Genomic DNA, 16,301 nt, shown 5'->3' on the forward strand with positions numbered 1-16,301 from the left:
CCCTCTCCCGAAGGGATCTGGACATGTCAATGAATCGACGTCAGCTGCTCGTGGTCGGCGCCGCCGGCCTCGCCGCCACCGCCCTGCCCGCGACACCCGCCGCCGCGAACCGGTCCCCGCTGCGTCCGGCCGCCTTCCACCGCCTGCCGCCCGGCGCGGTCCGGGCGCAGGGCTGGCTGAGCACTCAGCTGGCGCGCCAGGTGACCGGGCTGGGCGGCCGCCTCGACCAGGTCTCGCACTTCCTGCGGTACGAGGGCACCGGCTGGACCAACCCGTCGCTGGGCGGCTGGGAGGAGGTGCCGTACTGGCTGCGCGGCCTCGTCGACCTCGCCTACGTCACCGGTGACCCCACCCTCCTCGCGACCGCCCGCCGCTGGATGGACGGCGTGCTCGCCACCCAGGCGGCGGACGGCTTCTTCGGCCCCAACGCGCTGCGCACGTCGCTGGCCGGCCACGCCGACCTGTGGCCGCACATGCCGATGCTGGCCGCGCTCCGCTCGCACGCCGAGTACACCGGCGACACCCGCGTCGACGGGTTCCTGACCCGCTTCTTCCAGTACACGTACGCCCAGCCGGCGGCGGTCTTCCGGGACGGCTGGGGCACCTGGCGGTGGGGCGACACGATCGACGTCGTCTACTGGCTCTACAACCGCACCGGCGCCGCGTTCCTGCTCGACCTCGTCCGGAAGATCCACGCCAACTCGGCCAACTGGTCGGGCGGCCTGCCCAACCTGCACAACGTCAACGTCACGCAGGGTTTCCGGGAGCCGGCGCAGTACTGGGTGCTGTCCGGAGTGGACGCCGACCGGGCCGCCACCTACACGCTGTACGACACGATCCAGCGCGACTACGGCCAGTTTCCCGGCGGCGGCTTCGCCGGCGACGAGAACATGCGGCCGGCGCTCGTCGACCCGCGCCAGGGCTTCGAGACCTGCGGGATCGTCGAGTACATGCTCAGCCACGAGATCCTCACCCGGATCACCGGCGACCCGGTGTGGGGCGACCGGACCGAGGAGCTGGCGTTCAACTCGCTGCCCGCCGCGCTCGACCCGTCCGGCCGCGCCGTCCACTACGTCACCAGCGCCAACAGCGTCGACCTCGACAACGTCACCAAGTCGCAGGGCCAGTACAGCAACGCGTTCGCCATGCAGTCGTACCGGGCCGGCGTCGACCAGTACCGCTGCTGCCCGCACAACTACGGCATGGGCTGGCCCTACTACGTCGAGGAGATGTGGCTGGGCACCCCCGACGGCGGCCTGTGCGCCGCCCTGCTCGGCCCGTCCACGGTGACCGCGCGGGTCGGCACGGGCGTCCCCGTCACGGTGACCGAGGAGACCGGCTACCCGTTCGGCGACACCGTGACGTTCCGGCTGCGCACGCCGGCGGCCGTCGGCTTCCCCTTCTCCGCGCGGATCCCGGCTGGTGCATCGACCCCGAGCTGCGGATCAACGGCGCGGTGGTCTCGGCCGGCCCCGGACCGCGCTACGTCCGGGTGCACCGCACCTGGCGGGACGGCGACACCATCACGCTGCGGCTGCCGATGCGGCCGGTCGTGCGCACCTGGCCGCGCCAGCACAACGCGGTGTCCGTCCACTACGGCGCGCTCGCGTTCTCGCTGCGCATCACCGAGAGCTGGAGCCGGACCGGCGGCACCGACCAGTTCCCGGAGTACGACGTGCACGCCGGCTCGCCGTGGAACTACGGGCTCGTGCCGGGCGCCGCGATCACGGTCGCCACCGGCGGCAGCCTGGCCGACCCGTTCACCGTGGCGAACGCGCCGGTGCGGCTCACCACGAGCGCGCGGCGCATCGCCTCCTGGCAGGCCGACCAGCAGCGGGTCGTCGGGCCGCTCCAGGACGGCCCGGTCGCCTCGACCGCACCGGTCGAGCAGGTCACGCTCATCCCGATGGGTGCGGCCCGGCTGCGGATCAGCAGCTTTCCGCAGACCGGCGGCACGGCGGCGTGGCGGCGGCCGGGTGCCGCCTTCCGCATCTGGAACAAGCACTCGGGCAAGGTGCTCGGCGTCGACGGCATGTCCGTCGGCGACTCGGCGAACGTGGTCCAGTTCGCCGACAGCGGCACCGCCGACCACCTCTGGCGGATCGTCGACGCCGGCGGCGGCCACGTCAAGCTCCAATGCGCCAACTCGGGCAAGGTGCTCGCCGTGGAGGGCATGTCCACGGCGAACTCCGCCCGCGTGCAGCAGTTCGCCGACGTGGGCTCGGCGGACCAGCGGTGGCAGCTCGTCGACAGCGGCGACGGCCACTTCCGCCTGCGCAACGCCAACTCCGGCAAGGTGCTCGGCGTCGCCGGGATGTCCACGGCGGACTCGGCGCAGGTGGTGCAGTTCGACGACAACGGGACCGCCGACCACGAGTGGCGGCTCGTACCCGACGGCCCGGTCAAGATCCTGAACGGGCACTCGGGCAAGGTGCTCGCCGTGGAGGGCGCGTCCACAGTGAACTCCGCGCGGGTGCAGCAGTACGCGGACACCGGCGCCGCGGACCACGTCTGGTCCTTCCTGCCCGACGGCGACGGGTGGTACCGGATCCGCAACCAGCACTCCGGGAAGGTGCTCGGCGTCGCCGGCATGTCCACCGCGGACGCGGCGCAGGTGGTGCAGTTCGACGACAACGGCACCGCGGACCACCAGTGGCGGCTGCGGGTGGTCGCCGGCGGCCCGGGCACCCTCCGGATCGAAAACCGGCACAGCGGCAAGGTGCTGGCCGTACACGACATGTCCACGCTGGACTCGGCCGACGTGGAGCAGTACCAGGACAACGGGACCCCCGACCACAACTGGTTGATCCTCTAAGACTGAGCCCCTTTAAGGACTTCCCCATGAGACGCAGACCCTTGTTCGCGGTCATGACTTTGGTTGCCGGCCTGCTGGCTGTCCCATCGCCCGCACAGGCCGCCCCGGCCAAGACCCCGCCCCTCACGACCCCCTGGACCGCCCAGGCACTGAACGGCACGCCCCTGCCGGAGTACCCCCGCCCCCAGATGACCCGCCCCGACTGGCTGAACCTCAACGGCGAGTGGCAGCTGCGCCAGTCGGCCACCAACGACGCACCGCAGTTCAACACCAACCTGCCCGAGCGGGTCAACGTGCCGTTCCCGGTCGAGTCCGCCCTCTCCGGCGTGATGCGCGCCGCCAACGACAACCGCAACTACCTGTTCTACCGCCGCACGTTCACGGTGCCGGCGGGCTGGTCCGGCCGGCGGGTGCAGCTGCACTTCGGCGCCGTCGACTGGCAGAGCACCGTCTGGGTCAACGGCGTGCAGGTCGGGACGCACAGCGGCGGCTACGACGCGTTCACGTTCGACGTCACTCCGCAGCTCAACGGCGGCACCAACGAGGTCGTCGTCAAGGTGTGGGACCCGAGCGACACCCGCCAGAACGGCAGCCTCCCGCCGATCGGCAAGCAGACCAAGACGCCGAACGGCATCTTCTACACGCCCAGCTCCGGCATCTGGCAGACGGTGTGGCTGGAGCCGACGCCCACCTCGTCGATCAGCAGCGTCGACCTCTACCCCAACCTTTCCAACAACACCATCCGGGTACGCGTCTTCACCCGCGGCGACGTCACCGGGCACACCGTGCTCGCCGAGGCGCTCAACGGCACCACCGTCGTGGGCAGCGCGACCGGCGGGTTCGCCGAGTTCGCCGTACCGGTGCCGAACGCCCGCCGCTGGACGCCCGACGACCCGTTCCTCTACAACCTGCGGGTCACGCTGCGCAACGCCTCCGGCGCGCAGGTGGACCGGACGACGCACTACTTCGGCATGCGGCAGATCAGCGTCGGCATGGTCAACGGGGTGCTCCGGCCGCTGCTGAACGGGCAGTTCGTCTTCCAGACCGGCACGCTCGACCAGGGCTACTGGCCGGACGGCGTCTACACCGCGCCGACCGACGCGGCGCTCGCCTTCGACCTGCAGAAGCACAAGGACCTGGGCTTCAACATGGTGCGCAAGCACATCAAGGTGGAGCCGCAGCGGTGGTTCTACCACGCCGACCGGCTCGGCCTGCTCGTGTGGCAGGACGTCCCGTCGCTGACCGCGCAGGACATCAACCCGGACAACGCGCAGCAGGCGCAGTTCGAGGCGGAGGCGCGCGAGATCGTCAACGAGCACCGCAGCTCGCCGTCGGTCGTCGCGTACACCGTCTACAACGAGGGCTGGGGCGAGCGGGCCCTCGGCGACACGCAGCGGGTCGGCAACGCGATCAAGTCACTGGACCCGACCCGCCTCGTCAACGTCCACAGTGGGTACAACTGTTGCCAGTCGCTGGGCAACCCGGGCAACGGCGACATCGACGACTGGCACATGTACCTCGGTCCCGCCTCCCCGCTGCCGTCGGGGTCGCGGATCGCGGTGCTCGGCGAGTTCGGCGGGCTCGGCCTGCACACGCCGGGCCACGAGTGGAGCCCCAGTGGCGGCTTCTTCGCGTACGAGTGGCAGCCGGACTCGACCGCGCTGACCAACCGGTACGTGGGCCTGGTGCAGGGCGTGCAGAACCTGATGATCGGCAAGGGGCTGAGCGCGGCCATCTACACCGAGATCACCGACCTGGAGGGGAGCTGAACGGCTTCGTCACGTACGACCGGCAGGTGGTCAAGATGGACCAGGCCCGGGTGCGGGCGGCGAACCAGGCGCTCGTCAACGCCTCCCGGGCGCTGCCGAGCACCGCGCGGGTGCAGCTTCCGGTCAACGGCCGCGTGTCGTTCCAGGTCACCACGCCCGGCTTCACCAACCGGTACCTGCGCCACCAGAACAGCCTCGCGTACACGGAGGTGGTCGACGCGGCCAGCGCGGCGGTGCTGAAGAGCGACGCTACGTACACGGTGCGGGCCGGCCTCGCGGACGGCAACTGCTACTCGTTCGAGTCGGTCAACTTCCCGGGCCAGTTCCTGCGGCACGCCAACTCGCGGGTGCAGAACGCGGTGAACGACGGCAGCGCGCTGCTGCGGGCCGACGCCACCTGGTGCGCGCGGAGCGGGCTGACCGGGGCGGGGTGTCGCTGGAGTCGTACAACTTCCGCGGCTCGTACCTGCGGCACGCGAACGCCGAGGTGTGGCTGAGTGACGGCTCGGGCGGCGCCGCGTACAACGGGCCGACGCCGTGGGCCGCGGACGCGACCTGGAACATCGTCGCGCCCTGGGCCCCGTAAGCGTGAAACGGCGGGCCGCCGCCTACGGGTAGCGGCCCGCCGTCACGTTGAGTCGCAGCGTGTAGACGGCGCTCGTGGCGGTGATGAACAGGTCGTTGCGTCGTGGCCCACCGAACGTGAGGTTGGAAACGACCTGCGGCACCAGCAGCTTGCCGATGAGCGTGCCGTCGGGTGCGAAGACGTGGATGCCGTCGCCCGCGGAGATCCACACGTTGCCCCGGTGGTCGAGGCGCAGGCCGTCGAAGCTGCCCGCCGCGCAGGTCGCGAAGACGCCCCGGTCCTTGAGCGCGCCCTCGTCGTCCACGTCGAAGAGCCGCACGTGCTTCTCGCGGGTGTCCACGATGTACAGCTGGCGCTCGTCGAGAGTGAACGCGAGCCCGTTCGGCCGGACGAAGTCGCCGGCGGCCAGCCGCACCTCGCCGCCGCCCGGGTCGACCCGGTAGACGTTGCAGGCGCCGATCTCGCTCTCCGCCTGGTAGCCCTCGTAGTCGCTGTCGATGCCGTAGCTGGGGTCGGTGAACCAGATCGAGCCGTCCGCGCGCTCCACCACGTCGTTCGGGCTGTTGAGCCGCTTGCCGAGGTACCGGTCGGCGAGCACGGTGACCGTGCCGTCGTGCTCGGTGCGGGTGACCCGCCGGGCGCCGTGCTCGCAGGTGACCAGGCGACCGTGCCGGTCGACGGTGTTGCCGTTGGCGTAGCCGGACGGCGCGCGGAAGACGCCCACCGCGCCGGTGGTCTCGTCCCAGCGCAGCAGCTGGTTGTTGGGGATGTCGCTGAAGAGCAGGTAACGGCCGGCGGCGAAGTACGCCGGACCTTCCAGCCAGCGCCCGCCGGTGTGCAGGCTGGTGAGCCAGGCGTCCCCGCCGTAACCCGCGAAGCGCTCGTCCAGGACCTCGAAACGTGCCTCCACCCTGTCGTTCATCTTTCCGAGCTTGCCACGCCCAGGTACCCGCCGGTCCGGGACCCGCTGGCCGCCACCTGCTCGGGCGTGCCTTCGGCAACCACTTCGCCACCCGCCGATCCGCCGCCCGGGCCGAGGTCGATCACCCAGTCGGCGGCGCGGATCACGTCGAGGTCGTGCTCGATGGTGAGCACGGTGTTGCCCGCGTCGACAAGCCGCTGGAGCACGCCGAGCAGCCGGGCCGTGTCGGCCGGGTGCAGTCCGGTCGTCGGCTCGTCCAGCAGGTAGATGGTCCGGCCGGTCGACCTCCTGGCGAGCTCCTTGGCCAGCTTGATCCGCTGCGCCTCGCCGCCGGACAGCGTGGTGGCCGGCTGCCCGAGCGGCAGGTAGCCGAGCCCGACGTCGGCGAGCAGCCGCAGCCGGGTCGCCGCGCCGGGCACGTCGGCGAACACGTCGAGCGCGTCGGCCACCGTCATGTCCAGGGCCTCGGCGATGTCGTGCCCCTTGTACCGCACGTCCAGCACCTCGCGCTTGAAGCGGCGGCCGCGGCAGGACGGGCAGCGCACCTCCACCGCCGGCAGGAAGTGCATCGACACGCTCAGCACGCCCGCGCCGGTGCACCGCTCGCACCGCCCGCCCGCGACGTTGAACGAGAAGTGCCCGGCGGTGAGCTTCCCGCGGCGCGCGCCCGCCGTCGCCGCGAACGCCTCCCGGATCGGGGTGAACAGGTCCGAGTACGTCGCCGCGTTCGACCTCGGCACCCGGCCGATCGCCTGCTGGTCGATCGTCACCACCTTGTCCAGGTGCTCCCACCCGTCGATCCCGTCGTGCGGGCCGGGCGGGTCGCCGGCGCCGTGGAAATGCCGGCGGGCCGCGCGGTCGAGGATGTCCAGCAGCAGCGACGACTTGCCCGAGCCGGACGGGCCGGTGACGGCGACGAGCAGGCCGAGCGGCAGCCGTACCGTGACGTCCTTGAGGTTGTGGGCCTTCGCACCGCGGACGGTGAGGGCGCGGTCGCCGGCCACCCGCCGCTGCGCGGGCACCGGCACGGTCCGCCGGCCCGCGAGGTGGTCGCCGGTGACCGAGCCCGCGGTGGCGGCGACATCCTCCGGGGTACCGGCGGCCACGATCCGCCCGCCGTCCCGCCCGGCTCCGGGGCCGACGTCGATGACGTGGTCGGCCGCGCGCAGCACGTCCAGGTCGTGCTCGATGACCAGCACCGTGTTGCCGAGGTCGCGCAGCCGCCGCAGCACCTCGACCAACCGTTCGGTGTCGGCGGGGTGCAGGCCGATGGTGGGCTCGTCGAGCACGTACAGCACGCCGGTCAGGCCGGAGCCGAGCAGGGCGGCGAGCCGGAGCCGCTGCGCCTCGCCGGCCGAGAGGGTGGGTGTGGCGCGCTCCAGCGTCAGGTACCCCACACCGACGTCGACGAGGCGCCGCACCCGCTCGCGGAGGTCGTCGATGACCGGCTCGGCAAACTTGTGCTCCTCTTCGGACACCTGGCCCGGTATCCGGTCGATCCACGCGACGAGGCTGGCGAGCGGGATCCGGGCGGCGTCCACGATGGACATGCCGGCGACCGTGACCTGGCGGCTCTGCGGCCGCAGCCGGGTGCCCTCGCAGTCGGGACACGTCTCGGTGGTGAGCAGCTGCTCCATCTTCTCGCGGTAGGCGGTGTCCTCGACCCGGTCCGCGTACCGGCGCAGCACGTTTGTCAGTACCCCTCGAAGCGGCCCTTGGCGGCCGTCGCGGGCGGTGGCGTGTCCGGGAAGTAGCGGTCGAACTCGGCGCTCCCGACGCCGTGCAGCAGCAGGTCGCGGGCGGCGGGTGCCAGAGCCTTCACCGGCGTGCCCGGTGCGAACGCGAAGCCGTAGTGTCCGGCGGCGGCCCGCAGCACCCGGATGTTGTGCGCGACGAGGGCCGGCGGCCAGCCGAGGACCGCGCCGCCCTCGACGCTGCGCTCCTCGTCCACGAGGCGGCCGGCGTTCGCGCGGTGGACGGTGCCGATGCCGGTGCAGGTCGGGCAGGCGCCGGCCGGCTTGTTGAACGAGAAGTCGCCCATCACCAGGTTGGGTACCGCCGCGCCGCAGTGCGGGCAGGGGAGCGCGTCGACGGCCGCTTCGTCCCAGTCGTCCTCGCTCGCGACGTCGTACGCCGGCGGGACGTCCGCACCGCAGGCCGGGCAGGGCCGGTGGCCGATGCGCGCCCAGAGCAGCCGCAGGTAGGTGAACACCTCGGTGGCGGTGCCCACTGTGGAGCGCGGGCTGCGGTTGGTGAGGTGCTGGTCGATGCTGATGGAGGGCGAGAGGCCGGTGATCGAGTCGACGGCCGGCTTGCTCACGAACGCGGTGACGATCCCGAGCGACTCCATGTACTGCCGCTGCCCCTCACGGTGCAGGGTGTCGAACGCGAGTGTGGACTTGCCCGAGCCGGACAGCCCGGTGAGGACGACGAGCTTGCGCTTCGGCACGGCGAGCGTGACGTTCTTGAGGTTGTGCAGGCGAGCGCCGGTAACCGTGATCCACTCCATGCCTTCAAGTTTCTCATTGAACCTCCTGTAGAGACTTTCTCGCCGGCTGGGCTCGTATGCTGCACACAAAACCCTCAACACGGGGGTGAAGGGGGAGGGGCGATGCGGACGGTCGACCTGGCGCGCGCGGCGGGCGTCTCGACCCAGCAGGTCCGCAACTACGAGGATGCCGGCGTGCTGCCCCCGGTCCCACGCACCGGCAGCGGCTACCGCACGTTCGAGGAGATCCACCTGCACGCGGTGCTCGCCTACCGGGCCCTGGCCGCCGGGCACGGCCCGGAGGCGGCGCGGCGCATCATGCACGCGGTGCTGGCCGGCGACGTGCCGGCGGCCCTCGCGCTTGTCGACGCCGGTCACGCCGCCCTCCACCAGGAACGGGCCGCGCTGCGCACGACGGCCGCCGCCCTGGAAGCGGTGGCGGGTGGGGGCGTGGCAGGTCCGGATGTCACGGGGTCCGTGGCGGGCGGGCCTGAGCTGAGCGTGGGCGAGCTGGCCGCCGAGATCGGGGTGCGGCCGTCGGCGCTGCGGGTGTGGGAGGCGGCCGGGCTCCTGTCGCCGCGGCGCGAGCGGGTCACCGGCTACCGCCGCTACGGCCCGGCCGAGGTCCGCGACGCCCGGGTGATCCGGATGCTGCGGCAGAGCTGGTACCCGCTGCCGCAGATCGCACCCGTCCTCGACGGCCTGCGCCGCACCGGCAGCAGCGACGCCCTGCGCGAGGCGGTCGCCCGCCGCGGGTCCGAGCTGACCCGCCGCTCAGCGGCGCTGCTGGAGGGTGCCGCGCGCCTCAGCGGCTACCTCACCGCGTGGCTGCCCGCGGGGTGAGCGGGTTGTGGCCCGTCAGTCCGGCGGCGGCCCCATCGGGTGGGCCCGCAACGCCTCCGCCACGGTGACGAGGTTGGCCGCCATCGCCCGGCCGGTCCTGTCCGACCACTCGTGGCCGCGCTCGTCGTCCACATAGTCGGGTCCGGCGCCGGGGCCGAGGTGCCAGTACGTCCACGACTGGCCGGGCACCGTGTAGCCGATGTCGACGAGCCCGCCGCTGATCTCGCTGATCACATGGTGGGCGCCGTCCTCGTTGCCGGTGTTGACCACGCCGGCCACCCGGTTGTACGCGACCGGCCGCCCGTCGTCGTCGGTCTCCGACAGCATCGCGTCCATCCGCTCCAGGACGCGCTGCGCCACCGACGAGGGGTGGCCGAGCCAGGTCGGCGTCGCGATGACGAGGATCTCGGCGCGCAGGAGCTGCGCGTGGATCTCGGGCCACTGGTCACCGGCGCCCATGTCCGTGCTCACGCCGGGCAGGATGTTGCGGTCGACCGCGCGGACCCACTCCACCTCCACCCCGCGCTTCTCCATCTCCCCGGCGACCACGCGGGCCAGCGCCTCCGTGTTGGAGACCGCCGGGCTGGGCTTGAGGGTGCAGTTGAGGACGAGTGCGCGCATGCCGCAGCGGTACCCACTCCGGCACGTTCCACGCCTGAACCGGGCGCGGATGTGCGCTCTGCGTACGAGTGTCCGCTGGCCGTACGCGATGCGGTATGTTGCGCGCATGGCCGGAAGATCGGTGACGCTCCGCGCGCTGTCCGTGCTCGACGCGTTCGACACCGCGCACCGGCGCCTCAACCTCAGCGAGATCGCGCGCCGCTCCGCGCTGCCGCTGGCCACCGCCCACCGGCACGTGCGCGAGCTTGTCGACTGGCAGGCGCTGGAGCGGGGGGAGGACGGCACGTACCAGATCGGCGCCCGCCTGTGGCACCTCGGCATGCTCTCGCCGATGCACGCCGACCTGCGCGAGATCGCCCTGCCGTACCTGCAGGACCTCTGCGCGGCGACCGGTGACACCGTGCACCTGGCCGTGCGCGACGGTGCCAAGGCGCTGTACGTCGAGCGGCTCGGCGGCGCCCGCTCGGTGCGCGTCGTCTCCCGCCCCGGCGGCCTGCTCCCGCTGCACGCCACCGGCGTGGGCAAGGTGCTGCTGGCCTGGGCGCCGGTCCAGGTGCAGCGCGAGGTGCTGGCCGGGCCGGAGCGGCTCACGCCGTACACGGTGGTGGACCCGGCCCGCCTGGCGGCCCAGCTGGTCGACATCCGGCGTACCGGAGTCGCCTGGACCCGCGAGGAGATGGCGCTCGGCGCGAGCTCGCTGGCGATGGGCGTGCGCGGGCCCGGCGGCCGCGTCGTCGCGGCGGTCGGGCTTGTCGTGCCGAGCGTCCGCCCGGACATCACCACCGGCCTGCCCGCGCTGCGGGCCGCGACCGCCGCGATCGGCGCGCGCCTGGCCGGCGCGTAGGGTGAAGCCAGCGTCGCGTGCCGGTGACGGGCAGCGTCAGGCATGGAGGCGCCGGACCGGAAGGGCCACGTGGTCACCCACGACCGTGCCGCCGCACTCAGCCTCCAGCTCACCCTCACCCACCAGGCTCTTCGCGAGCGTCTCCAGCTGCTGCGCGATCGGCTGGCGTCCGGCGGCCCGGCCACCGCGCGGGACGGTGCCGACCTGCGCGCACACTGCACCGCGTTCTGTGCGGCACTGGACCGGCACCACACCGGCGAGGACGGCGGGCTGTTTCCGGCGCTGCGCCGAGAGTTTCCGGAACTCGCGCCGACCGTCGACAAGCTCGCCGAGGACCACTGGCTGATCGCCGGCATCCTGCGCCGGGTGGCCGAGCTGACCGCGCGCGACGCCGACCCGGCCACGATGGTGGGGGAGCTGGACGGGCTGGCGGCCATCATGGACTCGCACTTCGCCTTCGAGGAGCGGCGGATCAGCGCCGCGCTCGACGCGCTGAAGGCGCCCTCCGGGGAGCACGACTGGATCGACCCCGACCTGCCCGGCGGCCGGAAAAAGACGTCCGCAACGTGAGAAGGTGTCGGATATTTGTCGGGCGGTCGGCGGGGAACGCCGGTACATTCGGTGGCGGCGGGAAGCCGACCGAGGTCGTGGGGAGACCGTGGGGGATCTGAACGCAGCCTGCTCCTGGTGAGCGCGCCTGGTGCCGGGCCGGGGCTTGTGACGCCCAACGGCGGTGCCGCCTCCCTGGCGTGGCCACCAGCGGCCGGTTCCGCGTCCTCACGGAGCTTCCCTTTGGTGGTCGGGGCGCCCCGCACGGCACTGGGAACCGTGCTGGACGCCCCGACCACGCCTCGCCGTCCAAAGTCGAGAGCCACGGGCTGGAAGCCCGCGAGATCGGCGCCGCACTGTGCCCACAGGTAAGTTCGTGATCGGGTTGCCCTTCCCATCCGTGTTTACCGGTGGACACATCTGCGAGGAGGCTCGATCAGTGGGCGAGCGGCCGTACATCCTGCTCAGCTGCGGCATGTCCATCGACGGCTATCTGGACAACGCGGGCGGGAAGCGGCTGCTGCTCTCCAACGACGCCGACTTCGACCGCGTCGACGACGTACGGGCCAGCTGCGACGCCATCATGGTCGGCGCGGGCACCGTGCGACTGGACAACCCACGGCTGCTGGTCCGATCGGCCGAACGCCGTTCGGAGCGGGTCGCGCGCGGCCTGCCTCCCACGCCGCTCAAGGTGACGGTGACCGGGCGCGGCGAGCTGGACCCCTCCGCCGCCTTCTTCAGCGCCGGCGACGTGGACAAGCTCGTCTACTGCGCGAGCGAGGCGGTCGACGGCACCCGCGGCCGGCTCGGCGACGCGGCGACCGTGGTGGACGCCGGTGACCCCGTCGACCTCTGCCGCGTGCTGGCCGACCTGCACGAGCGCGGCGTGGGCCGGCTGATGGTCGAGGGCGGCGGGCGCGTGCACACGCAGTTCCTCACCGCCGGGCTCGTCGACGAGCTGCACCTCGTGGTCGCGCCGTTCTTCGTGGGCGACTCGCGGGCGCCGCGGTTCGTCGGCGACGGCGCCTTCCCGTGGGGGCCGGACCGGCGGGCGCGGCTCGCGGAGGTACGCCAGATCGGCGACGTGGTGCTGCTCCGCTACGGGCTGTCCGACCGGTTCGACGAGAGCGCCGGATGCGGCCGGTGCGAGGAGGGCTGACGCAGTGGTGACCCGGGTGGCCATGTGGTCCGGACCGCGCAACGTCTCGACCGCGCTGATGCGCAGCTTCGGCTCCCGGGCCGACACGCTCGTCGTCGACGAGCCGCTGTACGCGTACTACCTCGACACCACGGGCCTGGACCATCCCGACCGCGCCGGCGTCCTGGACTCCCAGCCGCGGCGGTGGCAGGACGTCGCGGACGACCTGACCGGCCCGGTGCCGCCGGGCGTCGCCGTCCACTACCAGAAGCACATGGCCCACCACCTGCTGCCCGACGTGGGGCGCGACTGGCTGGCGGGGCTCACGCACGCGTTCCTGATCCGCGACCCCGCCCACGTCGTCGCCTCCTACGCGAAGGTGCGCGGCGCCCCGACCCTGGCCGACCTGGGGTACGCGCAGCAGGTGGAGATCTTCCGGGCGCGCGGCGGCCCGGTGGTGGACGCGGCCGACCTGCTGCGCGACCCGGGCGGCGTGCTGGAGCGGCTGTGCGCGGCACTCGGCATCGGCTACGACCCGGCGATGCTCCGCTGGGCGCCCGGACCCCGGCAGACCGACGGCGTGTGGGCGCCGCACTGGTACTCCGGGGTCGAGGCGTCCACCGGGTTCGGGCCGTACACCCCGCCCTCGGCACCGGTGCCGGAGCGGCTGGCGCCGCTCGTGGAGGCGGCCCGGCCGTACTACGACGAGCTGCACGCCCACCGCGTCTGACGCTCACACCACCGGCGTGCCGTTCGCGCGCGCGTGGGTGACGTAGAGGTCCGCCACGCGCCGCGTCACCGGGCCGACCTCGCCGGTGCCGATCGTGCGGCCGTCGATCTGGGTCACGCCCGCGATCTCGCCCATCGTGCCGGTGCAGAAGACCTCGTCGGCCGTGTACATCTCGGTGAGGCTCAGGTCGCGCACCGTGGCCGGGATGCCCGCGGGCCCGGCGAGCCGCAGCACCGTGGCGCGGGTGATCCCTTCCGGGCAGGCCACCGCGTGCGGCGTCGACAACGCTCCATCGTGGACGGCGAAGAGGTGGGTGGCGTTCGTCTCGGCGACGAAGCCGCGGCCGTCGAGCATCAGCGCGTCGTCGGCGCCGGCGAGCGTGGCCTCCATCTTCGCGAGGATGGAGTTGAGCAGGTTGTTGTGATGGATCTTTGGGTCCAGCACGTCCGGGCCGGGGCGGCGCACGCTCGACGTGGCGAGCCGCAGGCCGCTCGTGTCGTACACCGGCGGCTTGTGCTCGGCCAGCACGATCAGCGTGCAGCCGCTCTGGTTGAGGCGGGGATCCATGCCGCTGGTCACCTTCACACCGCGGGTGAGCGTCAGTCTGATGTGGACACCGTCGCGCATGTCGTTGGCCCGCAACGTCTCGGCGACCGCCGCGGTCACCTCCTCGGGCGTGGGGATGCCCGCGAAGCCGAGCGCGGTCGCCGACCGCCGCAGCCGGTCCAGGTGGGCGTCGAGCCCAAAAATCCGTCCCTCGTACAGCCGGAGCCCTTCCCACACCGCGTCACCGCCCTGCACCACGGAGTCGAAGGGTGAGATGCCCGGCTCGTCGCGGTGGCGGAGCGCGCCGTTGACCCAGTACCGGATGCCGGCGTTTCGCTCGTCGTAGCGCTGCAACATGATCCGAACGCTAGCGGGCGGTCGAGGCCGCGGATGCAAGGGCGTCCCGCGAGCCTTCCGCGTTACACCCCGCGCGACATCTTCGCACCACCCGCGAAACCGGAGATCCGCCGAGGTTTGGCCTGGTGTAGCCCCATATCGATGGCACTACGGTGTCCCGCATGCGACACGTCTGGACCTTGATCGCCGCCGTCGTCATCGCCCCGCTCAGCTGGGTGCTCCTCGCGTACGGCCAGGACCGCTCGGTCCAGGCCTTCCTGAACGAGGAGGCCGCGGGCGCCTTCCGCGACGGCGACTTCGTCCGTCCCGCGCTGTGCCTGGGCGCCGCCGGCCTGCTGCTGGGACTGCTGGGCACCCTCCGCTTCTCCCCGGCCGGCGCGGTGCTCACCGGGCTCGCGTACACCGGCGGCTACCTCGCGATGCTCGCCAGCCCGGACGCCGTCCTCGGCCTGGTGCCGGGCCGGATCTCCCTGGCCGGCCGCGAGGCGGACCTGGAGACGCCGCTGCGCACCGGCTCCGCGATGGTGCTCGGCGCCGCGCTGCTGGTGGCGGTCGTCAGCGCCAGCCGGTGGCGCCGCCCGGCGGCGGCCGCCGCGGACGAGACCGCCGACAGCGGCCCGCCGCTGGCACGAAGCGACGACCGGCCGCTCGGCGTGGACGGGCTCGGCCTGACCTCGACCTCCGGCGACCTGTTCGGCCGCATGCCGGCCCACGACGACCCCGTCGAGGCCGAGTGGACCCGGGTGCCGGTCACCCACGGCCGCGGCAACCAGCGCCCGGACGGCCCGGCGAACGCGGCGCAGCGGGCCGGCCACTGGCAGGACGTGTCCCGCGAGGTCGCGCCCGAGTCCCGGCGGTGGCCAACTATGCGTTGACCGAGGGGAGCCGGAGGGCCGGCGCCGCCGTCACGGCGCCGGCCCTTGGCACGCCCCAGCCCGCCACCTCACCCTCCGCGGTAACCCCCTCCAGATCGTGGTACGGATCGGCCCTCATAGGGGCACACGATCTGACCTCGGCGCCGCCATCCGGTTGGCGCCGACCTCAGATCCCAGCCTGATCCGAAGGCTCGCAGAGACCTTGGCGGTCAGGGTGGGCCTTCTGGAAGTTCAGTCCGAACGAGATGTGAGCTGCCGCGATGTCCGTGGTGGTCCGGACCGTTGCTCCCGCGGCCTTACCCTCCGCTGTCGCCAGGCTCAACCCCAAGGAGCTGCTACTGATCGACAGTCACGCACCGCGCGGCGCCGAGTCCGCCCACGATGCGGCGCCGCAATCGAGATCTTGGTGAGTTGGTGCGTCTCGAATTCGGACTTGGGGTTGCTTGTCGTGCGACAGCTTCCGGCGTCCTCCAACTGACGGTGCCCGCACCACAGTGGCCGGCTTCACGGGTAAGGCGTTGACTAGGCAAGATGCAAGATCATTGAGGGGGGAGTGCGCGAGTCCGCCCGCAGTTCGGCATCGTCGTCGCGGTGTGTGACTGTAGATCAGGTGCAGGCGGTGTGAGCTTCGAAATCTTGGTTAGTTGGCGCGTTATTTCGGCGCCAACTTGCCAAGATCTGCCGGAGCGGGCTCCTGCGTTGGGCTGGGCGACCGCGGAGAGTGAGGCGGCACCACGCGGGCGCGACAGCAGCTCACCTCCAACTCGGGGTCGGACTTCCAAGAAGGCTCACCCTGACCGAGACAGGACTCCAGACGACGGAAGTCCGAAAGTCGAGGACGCCAACTCTCCACGATCTGCGGGAGCGGGGTGGCTGAACCGGACGCGGAGGGTGAGGCCGCGGGAGCAACGGTCCGGACCACGACGCTGGTCGCGGTAGCTCGCGTCTGGTTCGGGTTGGATCCGAAAGGTCTCCACCGGAGTGACAGGCGGCGCCAGCCAAAGGTGGTGGCCGCCGCGCGAGCGCTCAGGCGGCGACGGAGACCGCGACGCGGTGCGGGAGCGGCTCGGCGACCGGCGGCTCCTCGCGTGCCGGGGGCGCCGGGCGCAGCCACCGCACCAGCAGGACCGCGGCGCCGGGGAGGCTGGCGGCGAAGGCGAGCACCCCGTACACGACGGCGACCGTCAGGCCCAGGCTCGCGCTCAGGCCGCGGCGCCG

The 16,301-nt window shown here is 72.4% G+C and carries 13 protein-coding genes and 4 pseudogenes; 10 read left to right on the forward strand and 7 right to left on the reverse strand.

Annotation, left to right across the window (positions count from 1 at the left end; all coding sequences use genetic code 11):
• Window positions 1-29 precede the first annotated feature (29 nt).
• The 4 genes and pseudogenes from Phou_RS53505 to Phou_RS51525 form a co-directional block, all read left to right on the forward strand.
• Window positions 30-1,151 (forward strand): annotated as a pseudogene (locus Phou_RS53505) (beta-L-arabinofuranosidase domain-containing protein); the annotation flags it as partial.
• Between the two features lie 305 nt (window positions 1,152-1,456).
• Entirely contained in the window at window positions 1,457-2,815 is a 1,359-nt protein-coding gene (locus Phou_RS53510; protein ID WP_371872228.1) for an RICIN domain-containing protein, read from the forward strand.
• Between the two features lie 26 nt (window positions 2,816-2,841).
• Complete coding sequence (locus Phou_RS34945) at window positions 2,842-4,584, forward strand: glycoside hydrolase family 2 protein (protein WP_218579349.1); 1,743 nt, start codon at window positions 2,842-2,844, stop codon at window positions 4,582-4,584.
• A gap of 35 nt (window positions 4,585-4,619) precedes the next feature.
• Window positions 4,620-5,170 (forward strand): annotated as a pseudogene (locus Phou_RS51525) (AbfB domain-containing protein).
• A gap of 22 nt (window positions 5,171-5,192) precedes the next feature.
• On the opposite strand, the gene Phou_RS34950 reads toward Phou_RS51525, so the two are convergent.
• The 4 genes and pseudogenes from Phou_RS34950 to Phou_RS56090 all read right to left on the reverse strand — a co-directional run.
• A complete protein-coding gene (locus tag Phou_RS34950) occupies window positions 5,193-6,092 on the reverse strand; it encodes an SMP-30/gluconolactonase/LRE family protein (RefSeq protein ID WP_173064372.1) in 900 nt (299 codons plus the stop codon).
• On the reverse strand, window positions 6,089-7,780 hold the full coding sequence (gene uvrA / locus Phou_RS34955; protein WP_218579351.1) for an excinuclease ABC subunit UvrA: 1,692 nt from the start codon (window positions 7,778-7,780) through the stop codon (window positions 6,089-6,091). The genes Phou_RS34950 and uvrA overlap by 4 nt, the downstream gene beginning before the upstream one ends.
• Window positions 7,781-7,785: 5 nt before the next feature.
• On the reverse strand, window positions 7,786-8,133 hold the full coding sequence (locus Phou_RS56085; protein WP_443094377.1) for a hypothetical protein: 348 nt from the start codon (window positions 8,131-8,133) through the stop codon (window positions 7,786-7,788).
• 108 nt (window positions 8,134-8,241) lie between these two features.
• Window positions 8,242-8,601: pseudogene (locus tag Phou_RS56090) on the reverse strand (excinuclease ABC subunit UvrA); the annotation flags it as partial.
• A gap of 102 nt (window positions 8,602-8,703) precedes the next feature.
• Here Phou_RS56090 and Phou_RS34960 point away from each other — a divergent pair.
• Entirely contained in the window at window positions 8,704-9,423 is a 720-nt protein-coding gene (locus Phou_RS34960; protein ID WP_173064375.1) for a MerR family transcriptional regulator, read from the forward strand.
• A gap of 15 nt (window positions 9,424-9,438) precedes the next feature.
• Here the strand turns inward: Phou_RS34960 and Phou_RS34965 are convergent, their stop codons facing one another.
• The gene (locus Phou_RS34965; RefSeq protein WP_173064378.1) at window positions 9,439-10,044 is read right to left on the reverse strand and encodes a flavodoxin family protein; all 606 of its coding nucleotides are present in this window, start codon (window positions 10,042-10,044) and stop codon (window positions 9,439-9,441) included.
• Between the two features lie 106 nt (window positions 10,045-10,150).
• Between Phou_RS34965 and Phou_RS34970 the strand changes: the two genes are divergently transcribed.
• From Phou_RS34970 to Phou_RS34985, 4 genes are all read left to right on the forward strand, one after another.
• Window positions 10,151-10,888, forward strand: coding sequence for an IclR family transcriptional regulator (locus Phou_RS34970; RefSeq protein ID WP_246274061.1), 738 nt, complete (start codon window positions 10,151-10,153; stop codon window positions 10,886-10,888).
• 42 nt (window positions 10,889-10,930) lie between these two features.
• Entirely contained in the window at window positions 10,931-11,458 is a 528-nt protein-coding gene (locus tag Phou_RS34975; protein WP_173064384.1) for a hemerythrin domain-containing protein, read from the forward strand.
• 418 nt (window positions 11,459-11,876) lie between these two features.
• Window positions 11,877-12,596 carry a RibD family protein gene (locus tag Phou_RS34980; protein WP_173064387.1) on the forward strand — a complete coding sequence of 240 codons (720 nt, stop codon included), beginning with the start codon at window positions 11,877-11,879 and terminating at the stop codon, window positions 12,594-12,596.
• Between the two features lie 7 nt (window positions 12,597-12,603).
• A complete protein-coding gene (locus Phou_RS34985) occupies window positions 12,604-13,305 on the forward strand; it encodes a sulfotransferase-like domain-containing protein (RefSeq protein ID WP_246274062.1) in 702 nt (233 codons plus the stop codon).
• 3 nt (window positions 13,306-13,308) lie between these two features.
• On the opposite strand, the gene Phou_RS34990 is transcribed toward Phou_RS34985, so the two are convergent.
• A complete protein-coding gene (locus Phou_RS34990; RefSeq protein WP_173064390.1) occupies window positions 13,309-14,208 on the reverse strand; it encodes an aminotransferase class IV in 900 nt (299 codons plus the stop codon).
• Window positions 14,209-14,369: 161 nt separating this feature from the next.
• Here Phou_RS34990 and Phou_RS34995 point away from each other — a divergent pair, with 161 nt between their 5' ends.
• Complete coding sequence (locus tag Phou_RS34995; protein WP_173064393.1) at window positions 14,370-15,083, forward strand: hypothetical protein; 714 nt, start codon at window positions 14,370-14,372, stop codon at window positions 15,081-15,083.
• Between the two features lie 1,026 nt (window positions 15,084-16,109).
• Here Phou_RS34995 and Phou_RS35000 read toward each other — a convergent pair.
• Window positions 16,110-16,301: pseudogene (locus Phou_RS35000) on the reverse strand (hypothetical protein); the annotation flags it as partial.

It is taken from the genome of Phytohabitans houttuyneae (assembly GCF_011764425.1).
In the GTDB taxonomy this organism is placed as follows: domain Bacteria; phylum Actinomycetota; class Actinomycetes; order Mycobacteriales; family Micromonosporaceae; genus Phytohabitans; species Phytohabitans houttuyneae.